At 38.6% G+C, this 21,766-nt stretch carries 19 protein-coding genes; 12 read left to right on the top strand and 7 right to left on the bottom strand.

The genetic code is table 11. From position 1 onward, the window contains the following. Window positions 1-54 precede the first annotated feature (54 nt). From B3E00_RS15660 to B3E00_RS15630, 7 genes are all read left to right on the top strand, one after another. The gene (locus B3E00_RS15660; protein WP_293939259.1) at window positions 55-3,342 is read left to right on the top strand and encodes a SusC/RagA family TonB-linked outer membrane protein; all 3,288 of its coding nucleotides are present in this window, start codon (window positions 55-57) and stop codon (window positions 3,340-3,342) included. A gap of 11 nt (window positions 3,343-3,353) precedes the next feature. Further along, window positions 3,354-5,123, top strand: coding sequence for a RagB/SusD family nutrient uptake outer membrane protein (locus B3E00_RS15655; RefSeq protein WP_293939257.1), 1,770 nt, complete (start codon window positions 3,354-3,356; stop codon window positions 5,121-5,123). A 462-nt stretch (window positions 5,124-5,585) separates the two neighbouring features. Next, window positions 5,586-5,996 (top strand): Crp/Fnr family transcriptional regulator, encoded by a 411-nt coding sequence (locus B3E00_RS15650; protein ID WP_293939255.1) that lies wholly within the window; start codon window positions 5,586-5,588, stop codon window positions 5,994-5,996. Window positions 5,997-6,007: 11 nt separating this feature from the next. Further along, window positions 6,008-6,361 (top strand): SDR family NAD(P)-dependent oxidoreductase, encoded by a 354-nt coding sequence (locus B3E00_RS15645; protein WP_293939253.1) that lies wholly within the window; start codon window positions 6,008-6,010, stop codon window positions 6,359-6,361. Between the two features lie 181 nt (window positions 6,362-6,542). Further along, window positions 6,543-7,184, top strand: coding sequence for an SDR family NAD(P)-dependent oxidoreductase (locus B3E00_RS15640; RefSeq protein WP_293939251.1), 642 nt, complete (start codon window positions 6,543-6,545; stop codon window positions 7,182-7,184). Beyond that, a complete protein-coding gene (locus tag B3E00_RS15635) occupies window positions 7,154-7,540 on the top strand; it encodes a hypothetical protein (RefSeq protein ID WP_293939249.1) in 387 nt (128 codons plus the stop codon). The genes B3E00_RS15640 and B3E00_RS15635 overlap by 31 nt, the downstream gene beginning before the upstream one ends. Before the next feature lie 119 nt (window positions 7,541-7,659). Further along, window positions 7,660-8,058, top strand: a complete 399-nt coding sequence (locus B3E00_RS15630; RefSeq protein ID WP_293939247.1) for a hypothetical protein — start codon at window positions 7,660-7,662, stop codon at window positions 8,056-8,058. 49 nt (window positions 8,059-8,107) lie between these two features. Here the strand turns inward: B3E00_RS15630 and B3E00_RS15625 are convergent, their stop codons facing one another. The 3 genes from B3E00_RS15625 to mnmE all read right to left on the bottom strand — a co-directional run bounded on the left by B3E00_RS15625 (window position 8,108) and on the right by mnmE (window position 11,269). Beyond that, window positions 8,108-8,737 carry a hypothetical protein gene (locus B3E00_RS15625; RefSeq protein WP_293939245.1) on the bottom strand — a complete coding sequence of 210 codons (630 nt, stop codon included), beginning with the start codon at window positions 8,735-8,737 and terminating at the stop codon, window positions 8,108-8,110. Further along, window positions 8,734-9,027, bottom strand: a complete 294-nt coding sequence (locus B3E00_RS15620; protein WP_293939244.1) for a hypothetical protein — start codon at window positions 9,025-9,027, stop codon at window positions 8,734-8,736. Before B3E00_RS15620 ends, B3E00_RS15625 begins: the two co-directional genes overlap by 4 nt. 862 nt (window positions 9,028-9,889) lie before the next feature. Continuing rightward, window positions 9,890-11,269, bottom strand: coding sequence for a tRNA uridine-5-carboxymethylaminomethyl(34) synthesis GTPase MnmE (gene mnmE / locus B3E00_RS15615; RefSeq protein ID WP_293939242.1), 1,380 nt, complete (start codon window positions 11,267-11,269; stop codon window positions 9,890-9,892). Between the two features lie 177 nt (window positions 11,270-11,446). Here mnmE and B3E00_RS15610 point away from each other — a divergent pair, with 177 nt between their 5' ends. Further along, window positions 11,447-11,932 carry a hypothetical protein gene (locus tag B3E00_RS15610; RefSeq protein WP_293939240.1) on the top strand — a complete coding sequence of 162 codons (486 nt, stop codon included), beginning with the start codon at window positions 11,447-11,449 and terminating at the stop codon, window positions 11,930-11,932. Between the two features lie 185 nt (window positions 11,933-12,117). Here B3E00_RS15610 and B3E00_RS15605 read toward each other — a convergent pair whose 3' ends face one another. Together B3E00_RS15605 and B3E00_RS15600 are read right to left on the bottom strand one after the other, a co-directional pair. Continuing rightward, the gene (locus tag B3E00_RS15605; RefSeq protein WP_293939238.1) at window positions 12,118-13,899 is read right to left on the bottom strand and encodes an AMP-dependent synthetase/ligase; all 1,782 of its coding nucleotides are present in this window, start codon (window positions 13,897-13,899) and stop codon (window positions 12,118-12,120) included. A 219-nt stretch (window positions 13,900-14,118) separates the two neighbouring features. Further along, window positions 14,119-15,312 (bottom strand): proline dehydrogenase family protein, encoded by a 1,194-nt coding sequence (locus tag B3E00_RS15600; protein WP_293939236.1) that lies wholly within the window; start codon window positions 15,310-15,312, stop codon window positions 14,119-14,121. Between the two features lie 95 nt (window positions 15,313-15,407). On the opposite strand from B3E00_RS15600, the gene B3E00_RS15595 reads away from it, so the two are divergent. Genes B3E00_RS15595 through B3E00_RS15585 form a run of 3 tightly spaced genes read left to right on the top strand, consistent with a single transcriptional unit; the run spans window position 15,408 to window position 17,500 of the window. Next, window positions 15,408-15,614 (top strand): RNA-binding S4 domain-containing protein, encoded by a 207-nt coding sequence (locus tag B3E00_RS15595; RefSeq protein WP_293939235.1) that lies wholly within the window; start codon window positions 15,408-15,410, stop codon window positions 15,612-15,614. Between the two features lie 50 nt (window positions 15,615-15,664). Further along, a complete protein-coding gene (gene aroB / locus B3E00_RS15590) occupies window positions 15,665-16,729 on the top strand; it encodes a 3-dehydroquinate synthase (protein WP_209575518.1) in 1,065 nt (354 codons plus the stop codon). A 57-nt stretch (window positions 16,730-16,786) separates the two neighbouring features. After that, window positions 16,787-17,500, top strand: coding sequence for a ThuA domain-containing protein (locus B3E00_RS15585; protein WP_293939232.1), 714 nt, complete (start codon window positions 16,787-16,789; stop codon window positions 17,498-17,500). Window positions 17,501-17,663: 163 nt separating this feature from the next. Here B3E00_RS15585 and B3E00_RS15580 read toward each other — a convergent pair whose 3' ends face one another. Both B3E00_RS15580 and B3E00_RS15575 read right to left on the bottom strand, forming a co-directional pair. Further along, complete coding sequence (locus B3E00_RS15580) at window positions 17,664-19,550, bottom strand: TonB-dependent receptor plug domain-containing protein (protein ID WP_293939231.1); 1,887 nt, start codon at window positions 19,548-19,550, stop codon at window positions 17,664-17,666. Between the two features lie 97 nt (window positions 19,551-19,647). Next, window positions 19,648-20,598, bottom strand: coding sequence for a zinc dependent phospholipase C family protein (locus tag B3E00_RS15575; protein WP_293939229.1), 951 nt, complete (start codon window positions 20,596-20,598; stop codon window positions 19,648-19,650). A gap of 180 nt (window positions 20,599-20,778) precedes the next feature. On the opposite strand from B3E00_RS15575, the gene B3E00_RS15570 reads away from it, so the two are divergent. Further along, a complete protein-coding gene (locus B3E00_RS15570) occupies window positions 20,779-21,765 on the top strand; it encodes a glycosyltransferase family protein (RefSeq protein WP_293939228.1) in 987 nt (328 codons plus the stop codon). Window position 21,766 lies beyond the last annotated feature (1 nt).

Here is a 21,766-nt window from a genome sequence, read left to right as displayed (position 1 = left end):
AAACTTTTACTGTTTTTTACAAAAAGAAAAACGCACCAAGTAAATAAACCGAATTTGAACCTATGGGTTCTTTATTATTTTAAACCAATTTATAATTATGATGAGAAATTTTTTTTTCATGGAAAAGCGAGACCCATTAGTCTTTTGGGCCTTTGCCTGCTGTTTAACCAGCCTGGTTCTTATGGGCAAAATCTAGAATGGACCAGCGTTATTGTAGTTCAGGATCTGGTCACAGGGGTTGTTAAAGATGAGAAAGGGCAGGTATTAGCTGGCGCTACCGTGACTGTCAAAGGAACATCCGTTCAAGCATCTTCCAATCGGCAAGGTGTTTTTGCCATTCGCGCGAATCGCGGTGATGTCTTAATTTTGAATTACCAGGGATTTGTGAAGCAAGAGGTAGCCGTCTCCAGCGGCAGCATTCAAGTGACCATGGTATCGAGTGACCACGCTCTTGAAGAGGTTGTGATCATCGGTTATGGTAAGCAGCGGAAAGGGAATATTACCGGTTCGGTCGCTACCGTAAATGCGGAACAGTTAAAAAATATCCCCAGTTCAAATCTTTCCAATTCGCTTCCCGGTAGGGCCGCAGGAGTCAATGTAACGAATACTTCGGGGATGGCAGGAGCGTCGTCGAGCTTACGCATTCGCGGGAGTTTTGCCGAGCCGCTTTATGTAATTGATGGGATAGTTCGGGATAAGGCTGCTTTTGATGTGCTAGAAGCGAACGAAGTTGAACAGATGACTTTTTTAAAAGATGCAGCAACTGCAGCAGTATATGGTACACGGGCAGGTAATGGCGTTGTTGTCGTAACGACTAAAAAAGGTACAGCACAAGCACCAGTTTTTAATGTACAAAGTAATTATACCTTTAATACACCAACCCAAGAGTTGCTTGCTAATTTAACCACTGCAGTGGATGAATTGACCTATCAAAACAGAGTTGCCGAGTTCCGTGGTCTATCTATTCCAAATGGGCAAAAAGAGTTTGATTATTTTAAGGATAAAAATTACAATGTAAATGAGGTGATTTGGCGCAATCCTTTTACGCATAGGCAATCCATCTCTGTCAATGGTGGCGGCGACAAGATAACGTATTATAGTTTGTTAAGCTATCGTAAAGAAAATGGATCATATAAATCGCTTGACCATGAGAAATTTAATCTGCGAAGCAATATCTCTGCACAGATTACAGAGTATTTTAGCATGGATTTTAATATTTCAGCTAATCAAACCAATTCGAAACGCTTTTTTTGGCCATTTAGCACGTCTTCCAATGACGATGATTTTGATGTATCGGATTTCTATCGCGTTACCTTCAACTGGCCAAAGATGTATCCTTTTTATCTGAATGCAGATGGTACCCCTAGCAACACACCAACCGCTTATCCTGTACAGACCCCCATGGGAAGTTGGCAGGCTTGGAACGTTATCGATCAAGTTATCGGGGATCGATATATTGACCGTAAAGTTCGACAGGTCAATCCAATCATGACCTTAAACTTGAAGCTTGATAAGTTGGTACAAGGACTATCGACAAAAGTTGTAGGTAGTTATATTGCTGAAGATTATATGCGCAAGCGCTATATGAGTTTTCAAAAGAACTATACTTTTACATCCCTGAATCCGAATGACAACCGTTTTATACCAGCACCACCTTCGGAAGCCAACATTAATATTTTTACTTTTAGTCAGAGCCAGCCATTTATGGAATACAGCCCACAGCGCTTGTGGCAATATCAGGTGAACTGGTTTTTAAATTACAGTCGCAAGTTTGGTAAACATGCGGTTGATGGGACATTGGTTTATGAACAGTCTAAAAAAGGAGGAACTTATGTCACTTCACGGGCCGAAAACCCGATCACAGCGCTAGATCAGATGTTTATTTATCCTACTGATCGTAATTTTAGGTCGACATCTGCTAATGAAACAATTGATTCACGACGGGGTATCATTGGTCGCGCTAATTACAATTATGCAGATAAGTATATTGCTGAATTTTCTTTCCGCTATGATGGGTCACCATTGTTTCCGACGGATAAGCGGTGGGGTTTTTTTCCATCGGTTTCAGCGGCTTGGCGTGTGTCGGACGAGAATTTTTTTACGGATATAAAAAACACGATATCAGATTTGAAGTTCAGGGCATCGTATGGTACAACGGGTAATGATTTGGATGTGAATGCCGATAGGATCGGTCAATTTGGCTATTTAGAAAAGTATACGACCTCGGGTGGATATATGTTCGGTGACCGCTATTATAACGGTATAGCGTATGGAGCAACGCCAACGCAGAATCTAACCTGGACGACTTCAAAGAGCGTCAATATGGGCTTAGATTTTGGATTTGTCAATAATAAACTGACAGGTAGCCTAGATCTGTTTTCCCGTAAGGAAACCAATATTCTTGGCCGAAGATCACTGAAAGTCCCGGACAATTATGGACGTTTGCTTGCTCCAGAGAATTATGCGGCAAGAAGTTACAAAGGCGGGGAGATTTCTTTGGGCTGGAATGACAGGGTTGGTGAAGTGGCCTATGGGCTCAATGCAAATCTGGGCTATGCGAAGGACCGCTGGGATATTTTTGATGAAGAACCGTCTTATGCATTTGGACAACCGCAGAACTTTCGTTCCAGGATTGGACGGCCGGAAAATAGAATTATAGGCTTAGAAGCGCTGGGTCTAGTGAGGACGCAGGCAGAAGCCGATGAATTGAAGGCAAAGGGATTTAAAACTTACGGAAGAGATCCTTTTCCCGGAATGATCTTATATAAAGATATTCAGGGAGCGAACTACTCAAGTGGGCCAGATGGAAAAATTGATGATAATGACCTACAGTTATTATCGGACAATAATTCTCCGCGGATCAATTATGGATTTGGATTCAATGCGAGCTGGAAAGGTTTTTATGTTTCTACCTTGTTTCAAGGGGTTCTTGCCTATGATCGTATGATCAGTAATCAGGAAGGTGGCGGTATGCGCCAGCACGGTGATACCTTCCGTCCATATTATCCGATTTGGGCTTCAGATGTGTGGACACCTGACAATACTGATGCTAAATATCCCAGTCCAACAGGCTATTCCAGTTGGGCCGAGTCTGGTGCGGCGCCTTCGTCATTCTGGATAAGAAATGGAGCCTATCTACGATTGCGTGATATTAATGTGTCCTACAGATTGCCGAAAAGTATGACCGAGATGATACGCGTAAAAGATATCAATTTGTTTTTTAATGGAACAAATTTGTTTGTTTTCTCACCGATGAAAGAGTTTCATGATCCAGAGCAAAAACTGTATGATTCTTATCCAGTCATGAAAACCTTCACGTTTGGACTTGATGTTAAATTTTAAATGAAAAAAAGATGAAAAAAATATATTATCCTTTAATCGCCTTGGCATTAGGTATGTCCTCTTGCAAAAATGTATTGGACATTGAGGATCTCAACTCGCTGGATGAATCTAAAGTATGGGCTGATCCAAATCTAGTCAATGGTTATCTTGCGAATTTATATCCATTATTTGGCAATTGGAGTTCGGGTGCTGATGGGAATTCTGAACAATTGATTGGTATTTCTTTTCCATTGGATGCGGTAACAGTCAACAATAGCTCTTACAAATCATGGGATTATACGACTATCCGAAAAATCAATACAGCTATACAGAAAGTTACTGAGAGTACTTTTTTAAAAGACGATTTTAAAAAATCGGTAATTGGGCAGGCGTTGTTTATGCTCGCCTTTATGTATTTTAACATGGTGAGGATTCACGGTGGTGTTCCTTACATTATTGTTGCGCAAGATTTAAAGAACGATGATCTTAATGTTCCTCGCAATTCGACAAAAGAATGTTTTGATCTGATAATTAAAGATCTGGATCAGGCTATTTCGCTATTGCCAAAAACCATTGGAAAAGGGGCTGCTGAATATGGCAAAATTGATGGTGATTTCGCTGTAGCTTTTAAGGCAAAGGTGCTGTTATATAAAGCATCTCCCCAGTTTAATCCTTCCAATCCTTATGGAAATTCATATTGGCAGGAAGCCAATATAGCAAATAAATGGGCTTATGATCAGCTTAAAACGGATGGTTATAGTTTGACTTCAGATTATTCCAACATTGCCCTAGTTGAAAAAGGACCAGAGGTTGTATTTGCCGTGATTAATACCTATCCAAATAAGGTTGCCAGTTGGGATAATGGCGTACGGCCAGGTTCTGAAAGTAGGGGGCCAGCGGGGGCTGTTCCATCATGGGAATTTGTAAAAGCTTTTCCAATGAAGGATGGAAAGTTGTACTCAGATCTAGGTGGGAAATATTATAAGACAGAAGATCAATTTTTGCAATCCTATTGGGAAAACCGGGATCCACGTTTTGAAAAATCTATCGTATGGAATGCAAAGGTTTATGAAGTGTCAGGCAAGACTGGCAAACGGCAATACACTTCGGTAGGTATTGCTCCAGCGTTGGACGATTTTGGTGTAAACCCCAAAGCAAAGACACCTTCTTCCAATCTAGACCGGTATAGTGGATTTTTTATCTTAAAAAATTCCAAATTATCATTAAAGCAAACAGAAGTGGAAACGCAGTATGATGTGGACTTTGTTTTAATGCGCTACGCCGAAGTAATATTAAATTATGCTGAAACAGCAAATGAAACAGGAAACTTTGCAACAGCATTAGAATTGGTTACGCAAATAAGAAAAAGGGCGGGAATTGAGCCCGGTGCAGATAATAAATATGGTATAACAGCAACGACAAAGGAGCAATTGCGTGAAGCCATTTTAGCGGAGCGCAATATTGAGTTCTGTTTTGAAGGGCATCGCTTTTGGGATTTGAGAAGACTGCGTAAACTCAATATACTAAACAATACCTCCAAACATGGGGTCGAAGCTATTGCCATACATGCCAATGGAACGGAGATGAATCTGGATGATGCAAATGTATTGGCCAAAGCATATTCGCTGAAAGAAAATCAGTTCAAATACAGTGTGTTACAGGTGCCAAGCACAGGTAATAAAGTGAATTTGGTGCCAGATACCTATTATTTCTTTCCGATAGCACAATCTGTCATTGATAAGAATCCAGCTGTAAAACAGAATAAAGATTGGGGCGGGTCATTTAATCCAGCCATGGAGTAGTCAGGATAGGTTTATAGCGTAGAACATCTTCAATGGCAAAGCTGTTGAAGATGTTTATGTAAAATTCCGGTGATTCTGTTAGCATCATATTTAAAAGAGCTGTTTTTAAGAATAATAGTGCAAATTGTTAAATGCGCTTTCCATAGATTGCAATGTAGGAAGTATACTTATACTTTATATCCAGCCTTCTCTGGCAGATTTTGATCCTAGCTCAGCCAAAGACGAACTGCGTGATTTAGCAAGAATATTTGAGGATATCGGAGACGCTCTCACTTACAAACTCCATTTTTACACCGGCAATATTGACGATGTGATAATAAAACTTTCTGGGATGGAAAATACCGAGCATTTTTATACACTTCGCGCCCAAATGACGGCGGAATACTCCTCGTACTGTCACTCAAAATTGTTTTTTACCAAATGGTAAATAAGCTAAAGGATATTATTTTTTAATTTGCACAAATGGAAGAACTGATTGAATATATTCTACAATTTGGAAATCTTAATAAGCAGCAGATTGAGCTTGTGATAAGTAAGGGACAAATCCTGCAAATAAAAAAAGAGGACTATTTCTCTGAGGCGGGTAAAATTCCAAAGGAGGTTGGGTTTATAACAGAAGGTGTTATCCGTGGCTGCTATTATAATAATAAAGGCGAAGAGATTACTCGTTGTTTCATCAGCGAAAACAGCTTGGTATGTGATTATGTCAACTTCGAGGCAAATGCTTTATCTTCCGAATACTTGCAAGCGATTACAGATTGTAGTCTTATTGTATTTTCAAAGAAAAATTGGGAAGAGCTATCCCATACTATAGTGGGCTGGGACAATATTAAAAACAAAATGGTACAGCCAACTTTACACAAGCTTTTATAGATTTGCTTAAAATGTCCTCAGAACCAAGAATAGTCAACTTGAGTACTAGCGTAGGCTCTCTTTCATTGCAAAGTAATCCGGAATGGCCCGCCTATAACTATGCTAAATATGGGGTTTACGCTATATCAAAAGCAGCACTTAACATGTACACCATTCAGTTAGCCTATGAATTGCGTAATACAAATTTTAAAGTTAATGCTGTTTGTCCGGGACTTACGAAAACCGACTTTACATTCTTTAATGGCGGCGAAGTCTGCGTTGCTGCTAACAGAGTTATCAAATATGTCCTGATTGATAATGATGGCCCAACTGGTAAATTTTTTAGTGAAGAAAGTAATCCGGTGATAGTAGAAATTCCTTGGTAAGATAGTTTTCAATTAATAAATGGATTGGTTCATTTTCGATACAGTCTATCATCTATGATAGGTATAGGTTCGTCTTTCAGTCGTTGAACTTTTGTACAAAGTAAATTCGGACTTTTAAACAAAGTGATCCTAAGAAATACACTCTACTTTTGTTCCAACATAACAATTAAAATTTCTAAAAATGGAACAGAATAATTATCAGGGAGCATTACAATATCCAATCGGTTCAGGTTTTAACGCAAAATCAAATTCAATGGACTTAATAAAAGGTATTGATCTTACAGGGAAAATTGCCATTGTAACTGGCGGCAATACAGGCATTGGTTTGGAAACTGTTAAAACACTTGCTTTTGCAGGTGCAACCGTCATTGTACCTGCAAGGGATATTAAAAAAGCAAAGAAAAATCTACGGGAAATTAACAATGTAGAAATTGAAGAAATGGATTTGCTCGATCCTGCTTCCATTGATGCTTTTGCAGATAAATTTTTGGCTTCGGGAAGACCTTTGCATTTGCTTATCAATAACGCAGGCATCATGTGGGTTCCGCTACGCAGAGACGCTCGTGGTATTGAATCTCAATTAGCCGTTAATTATTTGGCACAGTTTCAATTGACTGCAAAACTCTGGACTGCACTTAAAAAAGCCAACGGTGCAAGGGTGCTTAATGTTTCATCACAAGGGCATCAATTTGCACCTTTTAATTTTGATGATCCAAATTTTGAAAATCGGGAATACGAAACGCTCGTGGGATACGGTCAATCTAAAACTGCTGTCAATTTATTTCAATCGAATTGGATAATCGTGCAAGAGAGTTTGGGGTAAGAGCTTATTCCATTCATCCAGGTTCTATTGCAGGAACAGAATTGGCAAGAGAAGCTCCTTTGGAAAAGTTTATACAGATGGGTTTTTGCGATGAACAAGGAAATATTTTATCTGAAGTTGCTTCTTCACTCAAAAGCATTCCACAGGGTGCATCTACAACAATTTGGTGTGCTACTAGTCCGCTACTAAACAACATTGGCGGTGTGTTTTGTGAAGATGCCGACATCGCTGAATTGTCGGCGGGAAAAGATGTTTCAGCTAGTGGTGTTAAACCTTATTCGCTGGATGAAACTAACGCAAGACGTTTGTGGGAATTAAGTGAAAAATTGGCGACCATCACATTTAAATGTAAGTGATGGTCCAAACGGGTGTTGGTCTGAAAACCACTACCCAATTTTTGAAACAGTCATTGAGCGTAAATGAATTAATCCCCAAATTGGATTTTGTAAATTTATATCTCACTTATTCAAAAAAAATGGAGCACGTATCAAAATATATAACACCCGAAATAAAATTGTCTTGTTACGAAGACAAGTTTTCAAGAACAGAAATAGTATTTGATCACCACATGCTTATTTGGTTCATCTCTGGTGAAACCAAAATTGTTCAATCAGACGCTACGCACATTTTTAAGACGGGGGATATATTTCTCATTCCAAGGAATAAGCCTGCAACAATTATCAATTATCCTAAGGATGGATTGCCGCATAAAACCGTTGTAATGCTGTTGACTGAAAAAATTCTTCGCGAGTTTTACAGTAGCGTAGAGGTAAAAATAAAGGTTACACCAATGTCAAGAATTCACAGTATAATTTATCCACATCAAAACTATTGGTCTGACAGGCTATCAGCAGTGGTAAAAGATTTAAGGTGATGACTTTTAATAAGTTATATTTCGTTTGATTAATTCGATTTTATGGCTTTTAATATAAGGCTTTATCAGAAAATTTCATATCCTGTATTTTCGGCAATGGCCTAATCAAGACTTTCTTTTTCCGTATTGCTAAAGGTTTTTCTGAACCTAATTTATCATCAGTTTCAGTTCTGATGCCTGTCACCAGGTCAAACTGAGTATCCGTAAATGTCGTATACTCATCAACATAAGCTTTTGTTGAATTATTGGTAAACTTGCTGACATGAATCAATTCAAAATTTCCGTTTTTATACTTGAAGCCATAGGTTATATTTCCATTTTCTATTTCACTCCGCATCTGTAAAATTCCATGTTCTATAAAAAAACTTGGAATCTGAAAACCATTGAATTTCCCTTTTTTCTCTGCAGGATATTGAGGTTCGATAATCTTAGTAGAAGATACTGCTAAAATTAATTTTCCGTCGGGCCGCGAAAGAAAGATCTGCAATTTCAGGGGCCTTGTTTCATCTATGGTATCCATCTTAACTATTATCTTGTCTTCTTTTCCATCATTATTTAAATCGCCATATTCATCCCTTACCTGATAGGTATAAGTGTCCTTAACCCTGCCTTTTTGAGCTGATAAGTACATTGGAACAGACATTAGAATAAACAAGGAGAACAGCTTTATATTTTTCATTTTATTTGATTTTTATCGTTGATTTTCAATTCTTTGAGTAGGGTGAGCAGGAATCTTTGCTGTTCTTCATCTTCTTTGAGAAAGCTTTCTTCATAGGTTCGTTTTGTTCCTTTTGGCAATTTTAAATATCTGGCCATTAGACGTTCTGTGGGTCTAAAATAAGGATAATGAGGTGCCCTACTTACGTCTGGATTTTCCATATTACTCAATCTAGCAACTATGATGAGAACTCCGATGAATAGGACGGCAACGAATGCTAAAAATCCTTTAATGAAATTTCTATTTCTCATTTGTTTACTTATGCCGCCCAATACTAATTGTTCTTATGCTAATTTACTTCATTTTTGGCAAAGTTAGATTACTTACAGCTCCTGAATCTGTGTTGCTGGAGCATCTTAATTTCTCCGATCTCAGAGACGAAACAAAAATGGGTGAAGTTTTACCGATAGTGAAGGGCGGAGTATTTCGCATAAAGCATGAAAATGATGACAATTTTTAGAGAATGGTTTTTTTTCTGAACTCAGAAATTTAAATGCTGAATATTTGGGCCAGATTAAAGAGGGAGTTCTCGAAATTGACAGGAGATTAAGCGTTTTGTTCTACGTTGATGATGACGTGAGATACGGGCGCTATCCTTATCTATTTCCGCTATAAAATGGTTGGCGTGTTCAATTCTGGACGACCATTTGCATGTATGTATTGCGGCCAAGTTGTGTTTAGTTTTGATACCGATTCTCAATCGTGTCCCAGATGTTATACAAAGCAATGGACCAAAGCTTTCAATTGAAGAAGAGTTTAGAGCTGTCAGTTTCTGTTAACGATTTTCTATCTTTTCATATACAGTGCTATTCTGCGAATACTAATAAAATTTATGCTGATAAACTTCTATAACTCCTGAGACTTATGTGTTTAATACTGTCTTTGCCATTAACGCTACTATCAAAGTAGAAATCTTGCAGCACATACAATAAGATACATTAAGCGAAGTAATTTCTCCTTCGTCACAAAAAATAAAATATTATCAGTCTGAGGGACATATGGGGAACAAAAAATTAAAAAACAAACCAAAATAACTAAAAGTATCACAATACTAAAATTATTGTAATTTATTGGTAATTAGACGCTTGTTTTATTTTGTTTTGTCTATCGTGTTTACTTGCCGATGCAGAACTTCGAGAATATATTATCCAATAAATCGTCTGTGGACACAGTTCCAGTGATCTCACCAAGGTGATATAAGGCTTGGCGAATATCCATAGCGAGAAAATCGGACGTGACCGGATTGTCTATACCATATATCACCCGTTCTAGTGAATATGCTGTTTTTTGCAGCGCTTCCACGTGGCGTATGTTGGTCACCATAACGTCATCTGTATTGAGATTTCCTAATTGTACTCGATTGATGAGTTCATCCTTTAATTCCTCGACACCGGTCTGCTCTTTTGCTGATATGTAAAGTGGATTGAGGGTACGATAGGACGCTTTTTGCTCTTCAGAAAGCAAATCGGATTTATTGATAATAGTGACAAACGGGATGTGGAAATTCTCAATTTCAGGTAGCTGAGACTGTACTTCTTCAACTCTATCTTGCGTTGGATCGAAAAGATAAATGATCAATCGTGCCTGTTTCATTTTTTCACGCGTACGCTCAACACCTTTAGCTTCGATCACATCCGCCGTCTCACGTATACCGGCAGTATCAATAAATCGAAAATTAACACCTTTAATATTAATTTCATCTTCAATAGTATCGCGTGTTGTTCCTGCAATATCAGAAACAATGGCCCGCTCTTCGTTTAAGAATGCATTCAGCAGGGTCGATTTTCCTACATTAGGTTTTCCTGCAATAACCACAGGAACACCATTTTTAAGTACATTTCCCTGTTCAAAAGATTGTATTAGTTTTTGAACAATGACCTGTATTTTATTGATTAGATTTTTTAGCTGATCTCTGTTCGCAAATTCAACATCTTCTTCAGAAAAATCAAGTTCCAATTCTATAAGTGATGCAAAGTGTATAAGATCCTCACGGAGGGATTTAAGCTGATTGGAAAATCCGCCCCGCATCTGCTGCATGGCTATTTGGTGGGAGGCAGCTGAATTGGACGCTATTAAATCAGCTACCGCTTCTGCCTGAGATAGATCCATTCCTCCATTGAGGAAGGCACGCAAGGTAAATTCTCCTGGACGAGCAGCACGTGCCCCTTTTTTAATCAGTAAGCCGACAACTCGCTCGATAATGTATTTGGAGTTATGTGTTGATATTTCCACCGAATTTTCTCTGGTATAGGAGTTGGGGGCTACAAATAAAGAAACAAGGACTTCATCTATAATTTCTTCACCATCGCGTATGGTTCCAAAATGAATCGTATGAGAAGCCTGTTGAAGCAGATTCTTTCCTTTAAATATTTCATTTGTAATTTTTATAGCATGCTGACCCGAAACGCGTATGACGGCAATGGCTCCATTTGTTCCCGAAGATGTTGCTAATGCAACAATGGTATCTTCAGTGATATATCCCGTATTTGACATGATGCAAAGATACATTAAATTGAAGTAATGGATTCTATATTGCGGGACAAATTAAATTCGGTGTGATCGGTTAAACCTTTTTTCAAACATTAAAGTCATACCCATAGAAACGCTTGTGAAAACGGGTTTAAAACACAAGCCGGAAATAGTTGATTTCTAAATTTAATTTATACTGTTATGAGAAAGATGATATACTTCGCGGTTGCAATTGGTGGTTTGGTCTTATTGGCACCCCAACAAGCCTCAGCTCAACACCGTGTACATGAAAGAGAATGGAAGCAGGACAAAGAGCGTAGGAAATATGAGGAGAAAAGAGATAAAGAATATAGAAAGTATTTAGAAAAACGCGAGAAAGAAGATCGTAAATATCGTAAAGAAGTCGCAAAGTCCTATCGAAAAGGATATGGTCATAGAACGCCGGCTTGGGCTAGGGCGCATCGCTATGATAATAGGCATCATGTATACTTTAGAGACTATAAAACATTTTACGATCCATATAGAGGTGGTTATGTCTATATGCGGAATGGTCGTTGGAATTTTTCAGCAAATGTACCTTCATTTATGTTGAATGTCAATCTGGGAGCAGCTAATATTCGTGTGGTCAAAGAAGTGCCGATCAGTAGGCATCCCGAAGACTTTTATAATGACTATCGTTGGGATTAATAGTAATTTATTTTTTTCAAATAAAAAGCCTCGATCTTTAGAAAGATGAGGCTTTTCTTTTATGCTTCAATTTTTTTAAATTAACCTCAAAAGATTAGAGCGACAGAATTAGCACGAGTATCTTCAATAATTTTATGTTTTACTCCTAAAAATACCGCATGCTTGGTTAACGTGTCGTTAGCTTCCTATTCGTCCATTTCCATTTGATAGAGATTGTTGAACGCCTCTTGATGGTGTTGGAGGATTACCTTCCGTTTCATCTTCAATGTCGGCGTTAATTCTCCATTTTCAATCGTGAATTCATTTGTTAAAATAATTGGTCTTTTGATCTGTTCCCAATTGCCAAAATGCTGATTGGCACGGCGGACCTCCTGATTGACTTTTCTAACAATTGCAGGGTCTGTCAGAAAATCATCTTTATCCATGCTCGCGAGTTCAGGAGCATCTGTTTTAGCCCAATCCAGCAAATGTGAATAGTTTGGTACAATAAAGGCAGAAGCAAATTTCATCCCATCACCAATAACCATAGCTTGCTCAATAAATTTAGACTCGACGAGCTTGGTTTCGATAGGTTGTGGGATGACGTACTTCCCGCCAGAAATTTTGAACATTTCCTTTTTCCGGTCAATGATTTTTAAAAACTTGTCTTCTTCCCATTTTCCGATATCTCCTGTATGCAGCCATCCATTAATAATTGTCTTATCTGTTTCGGCCTTATTCTTATAGTATCCCATCATGACATTAGGGCCTTTCACCAATATTTCTCCATCGTCGGCGAGTTTTATTTCAACAAAACGGACAGGAAGACCCACAGTACCGATGCGTATCCCTTTGATATAATGATTGACAGAGATGAGTGGGGAGGCTTCGGTCATACCATAACCCTCATAAAGAGGAATTCCTGCAGCTAAGAAAGCACGTGTTAATTTACTGTGAAGCGAAGCTGATCCAGAAGCTACCGTAAGCAATTGGCCCCCTAGGGCTTCATACCATTTGTTGAGAACAAGTTGTTTGGCCAGCTTAAGTTTGATGTTATAAGCAAGGCTTCTTTTTGCTGAATTGGGATCATAATCTTCGGCTACAGAAACTGCCCAATCGAATATTTTTTTTTTGAAACCCGTAAGATCGTGGCCTGTTTTCATTATTTTCTCGTAAACCTTTTCAAGAATACGTGGGACAACTGTCATGATATGCGGTTTTACTTCTTTCAGGTTATCGCCAATCTTCTCAAAAGATTCTGCGATGTAGATTGTAAAGCCAAGATACATATAGGTATATAAAACCATACGCTCGTAAGCATGGCAGGGGGGGAGAAAGGTAAGTCCGCGATCATAAGCTTTACAGGGGGTGATTTCTGCCGCGCCCAATACATTGGAAAAAATATTCTGATGCGAAAGCATAACTCCCTTTGGTTTGCCTGTAGTTCCCGATGTGTAAATCAAAGTCGCAAGGTCTTCGGGTTTAACCCGAGCGCGCAATGCTATCAACTTGTCGGTCGTGCAACTATCGCCTATGGCATGAAGTTCTTTCCAGCTGCGGGTATCTTCATGCTCGGCGATACAAAATATATACTTTAATGTATAAATTGAATCTGTTAAATTCATCAGCCGATCGTATAAACTTTTATTACTTACGATGCAAACTTTAATTTCTGCATCATTAAAGATATATTGATAATCTGCGTCGGTGATATTAGGATAAATGGCAACAACAACTGCCCCTATCTGTTGGATTGCAAAATCGATAAGGTGCCATTCCATGCTACTGCCGGCTATAAGACCTACTTTTTCATTGGGGCGTACGCCAAGTTCAATTAGCCCTTTGGAAAGCGCGTCTACCTGCCCAAGAAAATCTGCTGTTTTGATATAGTTCCACTTGTCGTCCACTTTGTGGGCAAACATATCGAGATCGGGGTATTTACCCATCTGCTGACGAGCAAGATCAAATAGTCTAAGTTTTTCTTCCATTTAAAATCGTATTCTTTTTAAGCTCAGGTGAGCGCCCTTCCATTATGAACTTTGTTTCAAGGAAAAAGTTTGCAAACTTAAATAATAGTTTCAAGAATTTGGAATCATTTTGTAATTAGCTCATTCCGAAAACGAGAGTGGGAGACTTTCTATATACTATGTGAGAATCGATTTGATAATAATAGAATGGATGTTGTTGATCATAAAAAAAGCTAGTCGTTATAGACTAGCTTTTCTTCTTTGTTTTTCTTTAATCAAAAGACCTAGCTCCCGACCTGTCGCGCCTGCAACAGAAGTATTTTCCTGTGCTCTACGGAAAAGGTATGGCATCACTGCTTTGACTGGTCCATACGGCATGTATTTGGCAACATTGTAACCATGTGCAGCCAGATTGAAGCTTAGATTGTCAGACATCCCCAATAACTGAGCGAAGTAAATGCGGTCTGTAGACCTGTCAATACCACGTTTGTCAATTTCTTTAGCCAAGAGCATGCTACTATCTTCATTGTGGGTACCCGCCATCAATCCAAAGTTGTCTAGATGGTCCAGTATAAATTCAATAGCAGCATTGTAGTCAATATCGGCAGCTTCTTTATTGGGTTGGATTGGATCTGGATATCCTTTTTCGGCGGCGCGAGCACGTTCAATTTCCATATATGCACCTCTAACGATTTTGGCACCCATGTTGAAGCCTCTCACTTTTGCATATTCGAAATCCGCTTTTAATGAAGCAAGTTTGTCGCTGCGGTACAATTGGTAGGTGTTATAGACAATAGGTTTTTCCATATTGTATTTTTCCATCATTTCACGAGCAATATCGTCAATTGCATCTTGAATCCAGGAATGTTCAGCATCTACCAGTACCTTTACACCGGCATCATGGCAGGCTTTACAGATACGGTCTGTACGATCAAGCATACGTTGGTATGCTGCTTGTTCACTTTCTGTCAAGGTGTCTTTGGCATTGACTTTTTCAAACAATTCAAATCGGCCTAATCCAGTGGGTTTAAATACTGAAAATGGTATGTATTTGTTTTTACTAGCTGCTACCACTGTTCGCAAAACCTCATTGCAGCAAGCGTCAAATGCACTTTCAGTTTCTTCTCCTTCAACGGAATAGTCCAATATAGTTCCTACACCATTCTCTCCCAATTCGTTAATTGCTGTTTCGCAACCTTCGATGGTCTCCCCGCCACAGAAATGCTTGAAGATTGTTTTACGGATTATCCCTTGGATGGGTAATCCGATGTTCAATGCAAAGTTGGTCATTGAAGGACCGACTTTTGTCAAGAAATTATTCGCTATTATTTTGAATAACCAATATGCTCTTTCCAAATCCTTATCGCTTTTACTTTTAAAAGCTATCTCTGTATTATCAAAGGATAATGTCTTGGGCTCAGAATTCTCAATCATAATCTTTATTTGCAATTAGGCAAATGTAGCAATTTAGTAAGCATTAAAACGATGATTATTCTTGCATTACTCGGTTAAACCACTATTTTTGTGGAATGCAAGAATTTAAAATTGAGGGCGAATATATACAGCTTATACAGTTACTTAAAGCTTTAAATTGGGTAGAGCACGGTGCTATGGCTCAGTGGGTTGTGTCTGAGGGGTATGTAAAGTATAATGGGCAAGTTGATTATCGAAAAAGGCTCAAATTGAGACCTGGAGATTTCGTTGAATTTGATGGGATGCAAATAAAATTGGTGTAATATTAAACAATATTGGTAAATAGAAAACTTAAACCTAAAATAATCGTAAAATGGAAGTCATAGAAAGTTTGGGATATCAGGTATATTTTGATGATACATTATCCTCTCTCGAGGGGTTTTTGGCTGAGCGTAATTATTCAAAGATCATCGTTTTGGTAGATACCAATACATTGGATAATTGTTTGCCTTTGTTTCAGCAGTCCCTATCCAATTTAACGAATTATGATGTGATAGAGGTAGATCCGGGAGAAGAAAATAAAAATATTGATTTTTGCATTGGTGTATGGCATAATATGCTCGATTTCGGAGCTGACAGGCATTCACTAATGATCAATCTCGGTGGCGGTGTCGTCACTGATATGGGGGGATTTGCAGCATCAACTTTCAAAAGAGGGATGGATTTTGTTCAAGTCCCGACGACTCTGCTTTCCCAGGTAGATGCCTCTGTAGGAGGCAAAACGGGTATCGATATGGGAAGTGTAAAAAATATTATAGGCACTTTTGCACAGCCCAAAGCTGTATTTATTTCGAACCAGTTCTTGAAAACGCTAGATCAGCGGCAGTTAATATCTGGCTTTGCGGAAGTGATCAAACATGGGCTAATTTTCGATCGAGGCTATTATGATCGTGTTAAGGTGCTTGATATCGATCAAATTGATAATTCAATAATTAAACATTCTGTTTCGATCAAAAATCAAGTCATTCTTGAAGATCCAAAAGAAAAAGGGCTGCGTAAAATCTTAAACTTTGGACACACTATTGGTCATGCTATTGAGGGATACTCTTTGTTGAATGACGGTTCGCCTTTGCTTCATGGAGAGGCTATTGCTGCTGGAATGATTTGTGAGGGGTATCTATCACATAAATTGAATGGGCTGCCTTTGGATGAATTAAATGATTTGATTCAAACATTCAGAAGATATTTTAAAGATTACAAATTTGATTCTTCCATTGATACAGAGTTATTGGAACTGATGCGAAATGATAAGAAGAATGTGTCCAATCAGATTGGTTTCGCACTGCTTGATCAAATTGGCAGTTGTCGATACGATATCTATGTTTCCGAGGAACATATTATCGAAAGCCTTAATTTTTACCGCGAGCTAATCGCATAATAATCCAATATACAAGTCGTGTTTCGAGAGGATCACGGCTTAATAACCAATTATATTATGAACAAAATCTTCATTTTTCTATTTCTCTTTTTGGGGATATCCGCTGCCGTTCAGGCACAACGACAAGTATTGATCTTTAGCAAGACAAAAGGGTTTAGACATGGAAGCATCGAAAAGGGAGCGCAGGTGCTTAAACAATTGCTGGATAAAGAACAGATCGAATCTGATCATTCGGAGGACGCGGCTCTTTTTACAGATCAGGGATTAAAAAAATATGATGCTATTATCTTTTTGAGTACAACCGGCGATATTCTCGACGATGCTCAACAGAAAGCATTTGTGCGCTATATCCAATCGGGAAAAGGATTCGTGGGGATTCATGCTGCGACGGATACAGAGTTTGATTGGCCGTGGTATAACGGTCTTGTAGGAGGATATTTTGCATCACATCCTGCAGTACAGAAAGCCAAAATCGATGTGTTAGATAGAAACCATCAGGCTACAAAACACCTCGATTCGGTTTGGTTGCATAAAGATGAATGGTATAACTTCAAGGATGTGAAGGATGGATTGCATGTTTTGATGAATCTGGATGAAAAAAGCTATCAAGGAGGAAAAATGGGGGATCAACATCCGATTTCTTGGACTCAAACCTATGATGGGGGTAGGGTTTTTTATACTGGACTTGGTCATACCGATGAATCCTATGATGAACCTGAATTTCAAAAACATCTAGTCGGTGGAATTCTATCTGTTTTTCCTAAAAGATAGTAAGCTATTATCGCTTATTTTTAAACTCAATAGACGGCACGCTTCTTTCTGAAGGGACATAATGGTTTGAAACGGCTTAATGAAATGCCCCAAACGAAACGATTCTTTGGGGCACTTTTATCATTCGCGGACAAACCGGAGAACAACTAATTTGGCTATTTGATTAATAGTTCAGTTTGTATTTTACACCAGCACTAAGCCAACGTCCTGGCATTGGAACAGCGGCTGCTTCGATATAACGCTTATCAAATATATTTTGAACATCTGCAAAGATATTTAAGTCATGGAATTGGTAGGCCGCTCTCATATCTGCAATAAAATAAGATTTGTAACTTATACGTTCATTAAAACGGTTGGAAGTGGTTAACATCCAATTTTTGTGGTTTATTGTAAAGTTGACGATAACTTGGTGCCTTAGGCTCTCTATGGCATATTTTGACAGTATTCCATCGGCTAATATCACGCTAGGATGGAGATAATTGTAGCTAAGGTTTGTAAAATAGCGTGTTGTAGCGCCGGGGTCATTGAAATTGTATCGTAATGATGCATTCAATCCATCGATACTGTTTTTTCCAATATTTGTTGGTTTCCAAGGAATAATTGTTCCAGTTCCGGCACTAGCATCGTCTTTTTGCCAGTCGATGAAATCGTCTATTTTACGGTGGAAATAACCTGCTTGGGCCACAATTCGATTGGATAGGTATTTGATCCCCCCTTCAATCTGATAGGCATTTTCGGAGGTAAGGTTTGGATTTCCGATGTTGGCCGTTTGATTATTGTAAAGATCGGTAAAAGAAGGGATACGTTGGCTTGATCCTGCGTTAACGATAATCTTCCAATGTTCGGTAATATCGTAACCTAAATCAAGACCTGGAAAGACCTGCCAGCCAAATCTCGAGTTATAATTGATGTAGGTTCCAGCATTGATGATCAGTTTTTCGATCGCTTCCGTTTTGAATTCTAGATAACCGCCGTAATTCTCGCGGTTATGACGGCCAATACTAGTGCTATTGATGTGTTCAAATCTACCTTCCAGCCCAATGCCGAAGGTTCCATAACACTGCGCTAATGTCGCATTTAGTTCTGCACCAAAAACATTACTATAGTGTTTGGCTCTTCCTTTTGTCGTTTCCCTTCCTAGATACCAATATTCATCTTCATTATAGCGATTGCTGAGACGTGGACTGAGAGAAAATGTCGATGTTAATTGATGCTTTGACTGCACGGAGGCGAAAGCGGTCTTAACCTGCTCATAAGCTTCCTTATCACTAGGAGCAGCATAGTAACCATTAGCACCAAATTGATTGTTGATATAGCCAATATTAGCGTTTACCATATTGCCTGTATTAGGTTGATACGTTCCGTCGTAATATAGTTTATTACTGTTCGATGCTGTGTTGTAACGTTGTCCATTGGAATCTTCGTGTCCAAAATATAATCCTTGGCTTGTTTTTTTAGTTAGAAACTGTGATCCAAGCTGAATACCTTTACCATAATACATACCTGTACTCGTCTGTTCATTATCTTTGAATGAGGATCCGCTATATATCTGGGTACTAATCTGATTCGATTTAATTTTCTTTGTTACGATATTAATGGCTCCCGTCAGCGCGTTAATGCCGAAAATTCGTGATGCTGGTCCTCGTATGATTTCGATGCGCTCAATCGCTTCAAGTGGAACCGGTAGATTCATGTTGTGGTGAGCGCTTTGTGGATCCGTAATTTTAACACCATTGAGTAAAATTGCCGTTTGTTCAAAAGAGCCGCCATCGACGCTAATGTCAGCCTGTGAACCAAATGGTCCACGTTGACGAATATCAACTCCTGGGATATTGCTGAGTAATTCGTTTATAGATCGATTAGGGAGTCGTTGTATATCTTCCTGCGTCAATAATTGTACACTCTTGCTTTGCTTTGAAAAAGGAATTTGTAAACGATTTTGATTAATGATAACTTCCCCTAACGCCGTTGTATCTGGAACCTGTGCAGTTGCAGATACAACACTTAAAGTTAGCGCAAGGTTTGTCAACGTAAATTTTCTATTCAACATGCTCTTATACATTTTACACCGCAAAAGTAGCTTAGTTGACAATAATACAAATAGTCCGGTATGAATAATGTAGGTAGTCCAAGTGTATGGTTCGTTTCTACATCCACTCTTCGCGGCCAATCCGCTTTCTCCCGATGATATCGATTTGATCCTGTTTGCTATGGATTTTTATTTTTCCAATGTTGCTTAAATTTGGTTGGCCAGATTCAAGCCAAGCAGAATACCAATAGGAAGAGACGCGTAAGATCGTTTTCCGCATCCTTCTTTCGACCATTCCTTTCATGGCATCGTGATACGCGTTGGCATAGCGATCCGAGTACGTCCATACCAATTGATTGTTTCGCTCAATAAATGTTTTTTTTTGGGAATCTTTAAATTGACGATTGAGCTTGGCTTCGATATTTAATACAGAATCGACGAGACGATTGCTTTCGCGAACAATAAGCCATGCTTCTGCTAAAGGATCTTTGATATAGTTTGCTTTTCCAACGCGAAGGTTATATTTTTCTGAAAACATTTCTGGCAAGCGGCTTTCCCAAAATGCGTGTATTCCAATTTGGTTGGTGAATTGTCCATTGTAATTTTTAGTTGTATGTAAAGGGACATGCGCATCGGCAATATAGTGCCCGAGTTCTGCAGAGTGTTTGATGATCCGATTATAATCTTTTGACTTAAAAGCTTTCACTAGCTTTTGATAGGTTAGATTAATTTGCCAGGGAACAATACCATTTTTTAACAACTGTTTTTCTTGATATTTTTCTTTCGCTTTTGACCAATGAATGGGTATGGAATCATTTTCACCCTCTTCTTCATAATCTTCTATATCTATAAAATGCCGGGGACCTTCAGTGCTATCGGTGTAGCAGCGTTTATCTGGGTCAACAGCTTTCTCGGTAATCAGATCGATATTGGCTTTATAGAATTTCGCCATCTTGGCTGGCAAGGCGAACACGGCATAATGATTAATTTTTTTATGTGCAAAAAATCCCCAAGAGGTAAAAATAGGTATGCCAATTAGCGAAAGCATAGTATACAATAGAAATTTCATGGTTTATTGAACTGGCTATTAATTAATTGTTGATATTAAATATACAAAAAGGAAAGTTAAAATGGGATTAATAGGTTTTTTTATTGATGTTAATTTATATTTTCTTAACCTAACTAAACAATAAAATAATATTGATAATCGTTAAAATTGATTAATTTGCCGATACAAAATACAGTCATTATGAAGATATTGTATGCCGTACAAGGGACAGGAAATGGACATCTTAGCCGTGCAATGGATATTGTGCCCTGTTTGAGAGAGTTAGGAGAAGTTGATGTTTTGGTTAGTGGAATTCAAGCAGATCTATCATTGCCTTTTGACGTGAAATACCGTTTTCACGGGCTGAGTTTTATCTTTGGTAAGTCTGGTGGGGTCGATTTGTGGAAGACTTTCATGAGTTCGACTATTCGTAAATTTACAAATGAAATTAAGAGCTTGCCCATTGAAAACTATGATTTGGTGATCAACGATTTTGAACCTATCTCGGCTTGGGCCTGTCATTCAAAAGATTTAGAATGCATTGGATTGAGTCATCAGATTGCTGCCTTAGATCCGTCGAGTCCCAAACCAGAAGACAGTGATATGCTGGGTAAGTTCATCATGAAAAACTATGCACCCTCCACACATTCTTACGGTTTCCATTTCAAGCGTTATGGCAAGAATATTTATCCGCCGGTTATCCGTAATGCTGTTCGTGACTTGGGCGTAACAGATGAGGGACATTATACGGTTTATCTACCTGCATACGACGATGCGCATCTTTTGAAGCACTTAATGAAGTTTCCAGATGTCAAGTGGGATGTTTTTAGTAAACATAATTCAAAGGCATTCGAAATGAAAAATGTAACGATTAGGCCCATAAATAACCAATCTTTTATAAATAGTATGGCATCTTCTTCAGGAGTTTTATGTGGAGCAGGTTTTGAAACACCGGCAGAAGCGTTATATTTGAAAAAGAAACTGTTAGTTATCCCAATGAAGAACCAATATGAACAGCATTTGAATGCCGCGTCACTGGAAGAAATGGGAGTGCCTGTAATTTCGAGCCTGAAACATAAAAATATGTTGGCGATAGAAGCCTGGCTGAACAGTAAATCTAGGGTTGAAGTTGATTACCCTAATATCACGCAGGAAATTATAAATGAAATCGTGCAGAAGCACCGTTAAA

The organism is Sphingobacterium sp. UBA5996 (assembly GCF_002429765.1).
Taxonomy (GTDB): Bacteria; Bacteroidota; Bacteroidia; order Sphingobacteriales; family Sphingobacteriaceae; genus Sphingobacterium.
This window is presented reverse-complemented; position numbering and strand designations above follow the sequence as displayed.

Bases quoted from the DNA above. Each gene is read 5' to 3' on its own strand.
- B3E00_RS15655 (WP_293939257.1), top strand. From the start codon at position 3,354: ATGAAAAAAATATATTATCCTTTAATCGCCTTGGCATTAGGTATGTCC.
- B3E00_RS15650 (WP_293939255.1), top strand. From the start codon at position 5,586: ATGGAAGAACTGATTGAATATATTCTACAATTTGGAAATCTTAATAAG.
- B3E00_RS15645 (WP_293939253.1), top strand. From the start codon at position 6,008: ATGTCCTCAGAACCAAGAATAGTCAACTTGAGTACTAGCGTAGGCTCT.
- B3E00_RS15640 (WP_293939251.1), top strand. From the start codon at position 6,543: ATGGAACAGAATAATTATCAGGGAGCATTACAATATCCAATCGGTTCA.
- B3E00_RS15630 (WP_293939247.1), top strand. From the start codon at position 7,660: ATGGAGCACGTATCAAAATATATAACACCCGAAATAAAATTGTCTTGT.
- B3E00_RS15625 (WP_293939245.1), bottom strand. From the start codon at position 8,737: ATGAAAAATATAAAGCTGTTCTCCTTGTTTATTCTAATGTCTGTTCCA.
- B3E00_RS15620 (WP_293939244.1), bottom strand. From the start codon at position 9,027: ATGAGAAATAGAAATTTCATTAAAGGATTTTTAGCATTCGTTGCCGTC.
- mnmE (WP_293939242.1), bottom strand. From the start codon at position 11,269: ATGTCAAATACGGGATATATCACTGAAGATACCATTGTTGCATTAGCA.
- B3E00_RS15610 (WP_293939240.1), top strand. From the start codon at position 11,447: ATGAGAAAGATGATATACTTCGCGGTTGCAATTGGTGGTTTGGTCTTA.
- B3E00_RS15605 (WP_293939238.1), bottom strand. From the start codon at position 13,899: ATGGAAGAAAAACTTAGACTATTTGATCTTGCTCGTCAGCAGATGGGT.
- B3E00_RS15600 (WP_293939236.1), bottom strand. From the start codon at position 15,312: ATGATTGAGAATTCTGAGCCCAAGACATTATCCTTTGATAATACAGAG.
- B3E00_RS15595 (WP_293939235.1), top strand. From the start codon at position 15,408: ATGCAAGAATTTAAAATTGAGGGCGAATATATACAGCTTATACAGTTA.
- aroB (WP_209575518.1), top strand. From the start codon at position 15,665: ATGGAAGTCATAGAAAGTTTGGGATATCAGGTATATTTTGATGATACA.
- B3E00_RS15585 (WP_293939232.1), top strand. From the start codon at position 16,787: ATGAACAAAATCTTCATTTTTCTATTTCTCTTTTTGGGGATATCCGCT.
- B3E00_RS15580 (WP_293939231.1), bottom strand. From the start codon at position 19,550: ATGTTGAATAGAAAATTTACGTTGACAAACCTTGCGCTAACTTTAAGT.
- B3E00_RS15575 (WP_293939229.1), bottom strand. From the start codon at position 20,598: ATGAAATTTCTATTGTATACTATGCTTTCGCTAATTGGCATACCTATT.
- B3E00_RS15570 (WP_293939228.1), top strand. From the start codon at position 20,779: ATGAAGATATTGTATGCCGTACAAGGGACAGGAAATGGACATCTTAGC.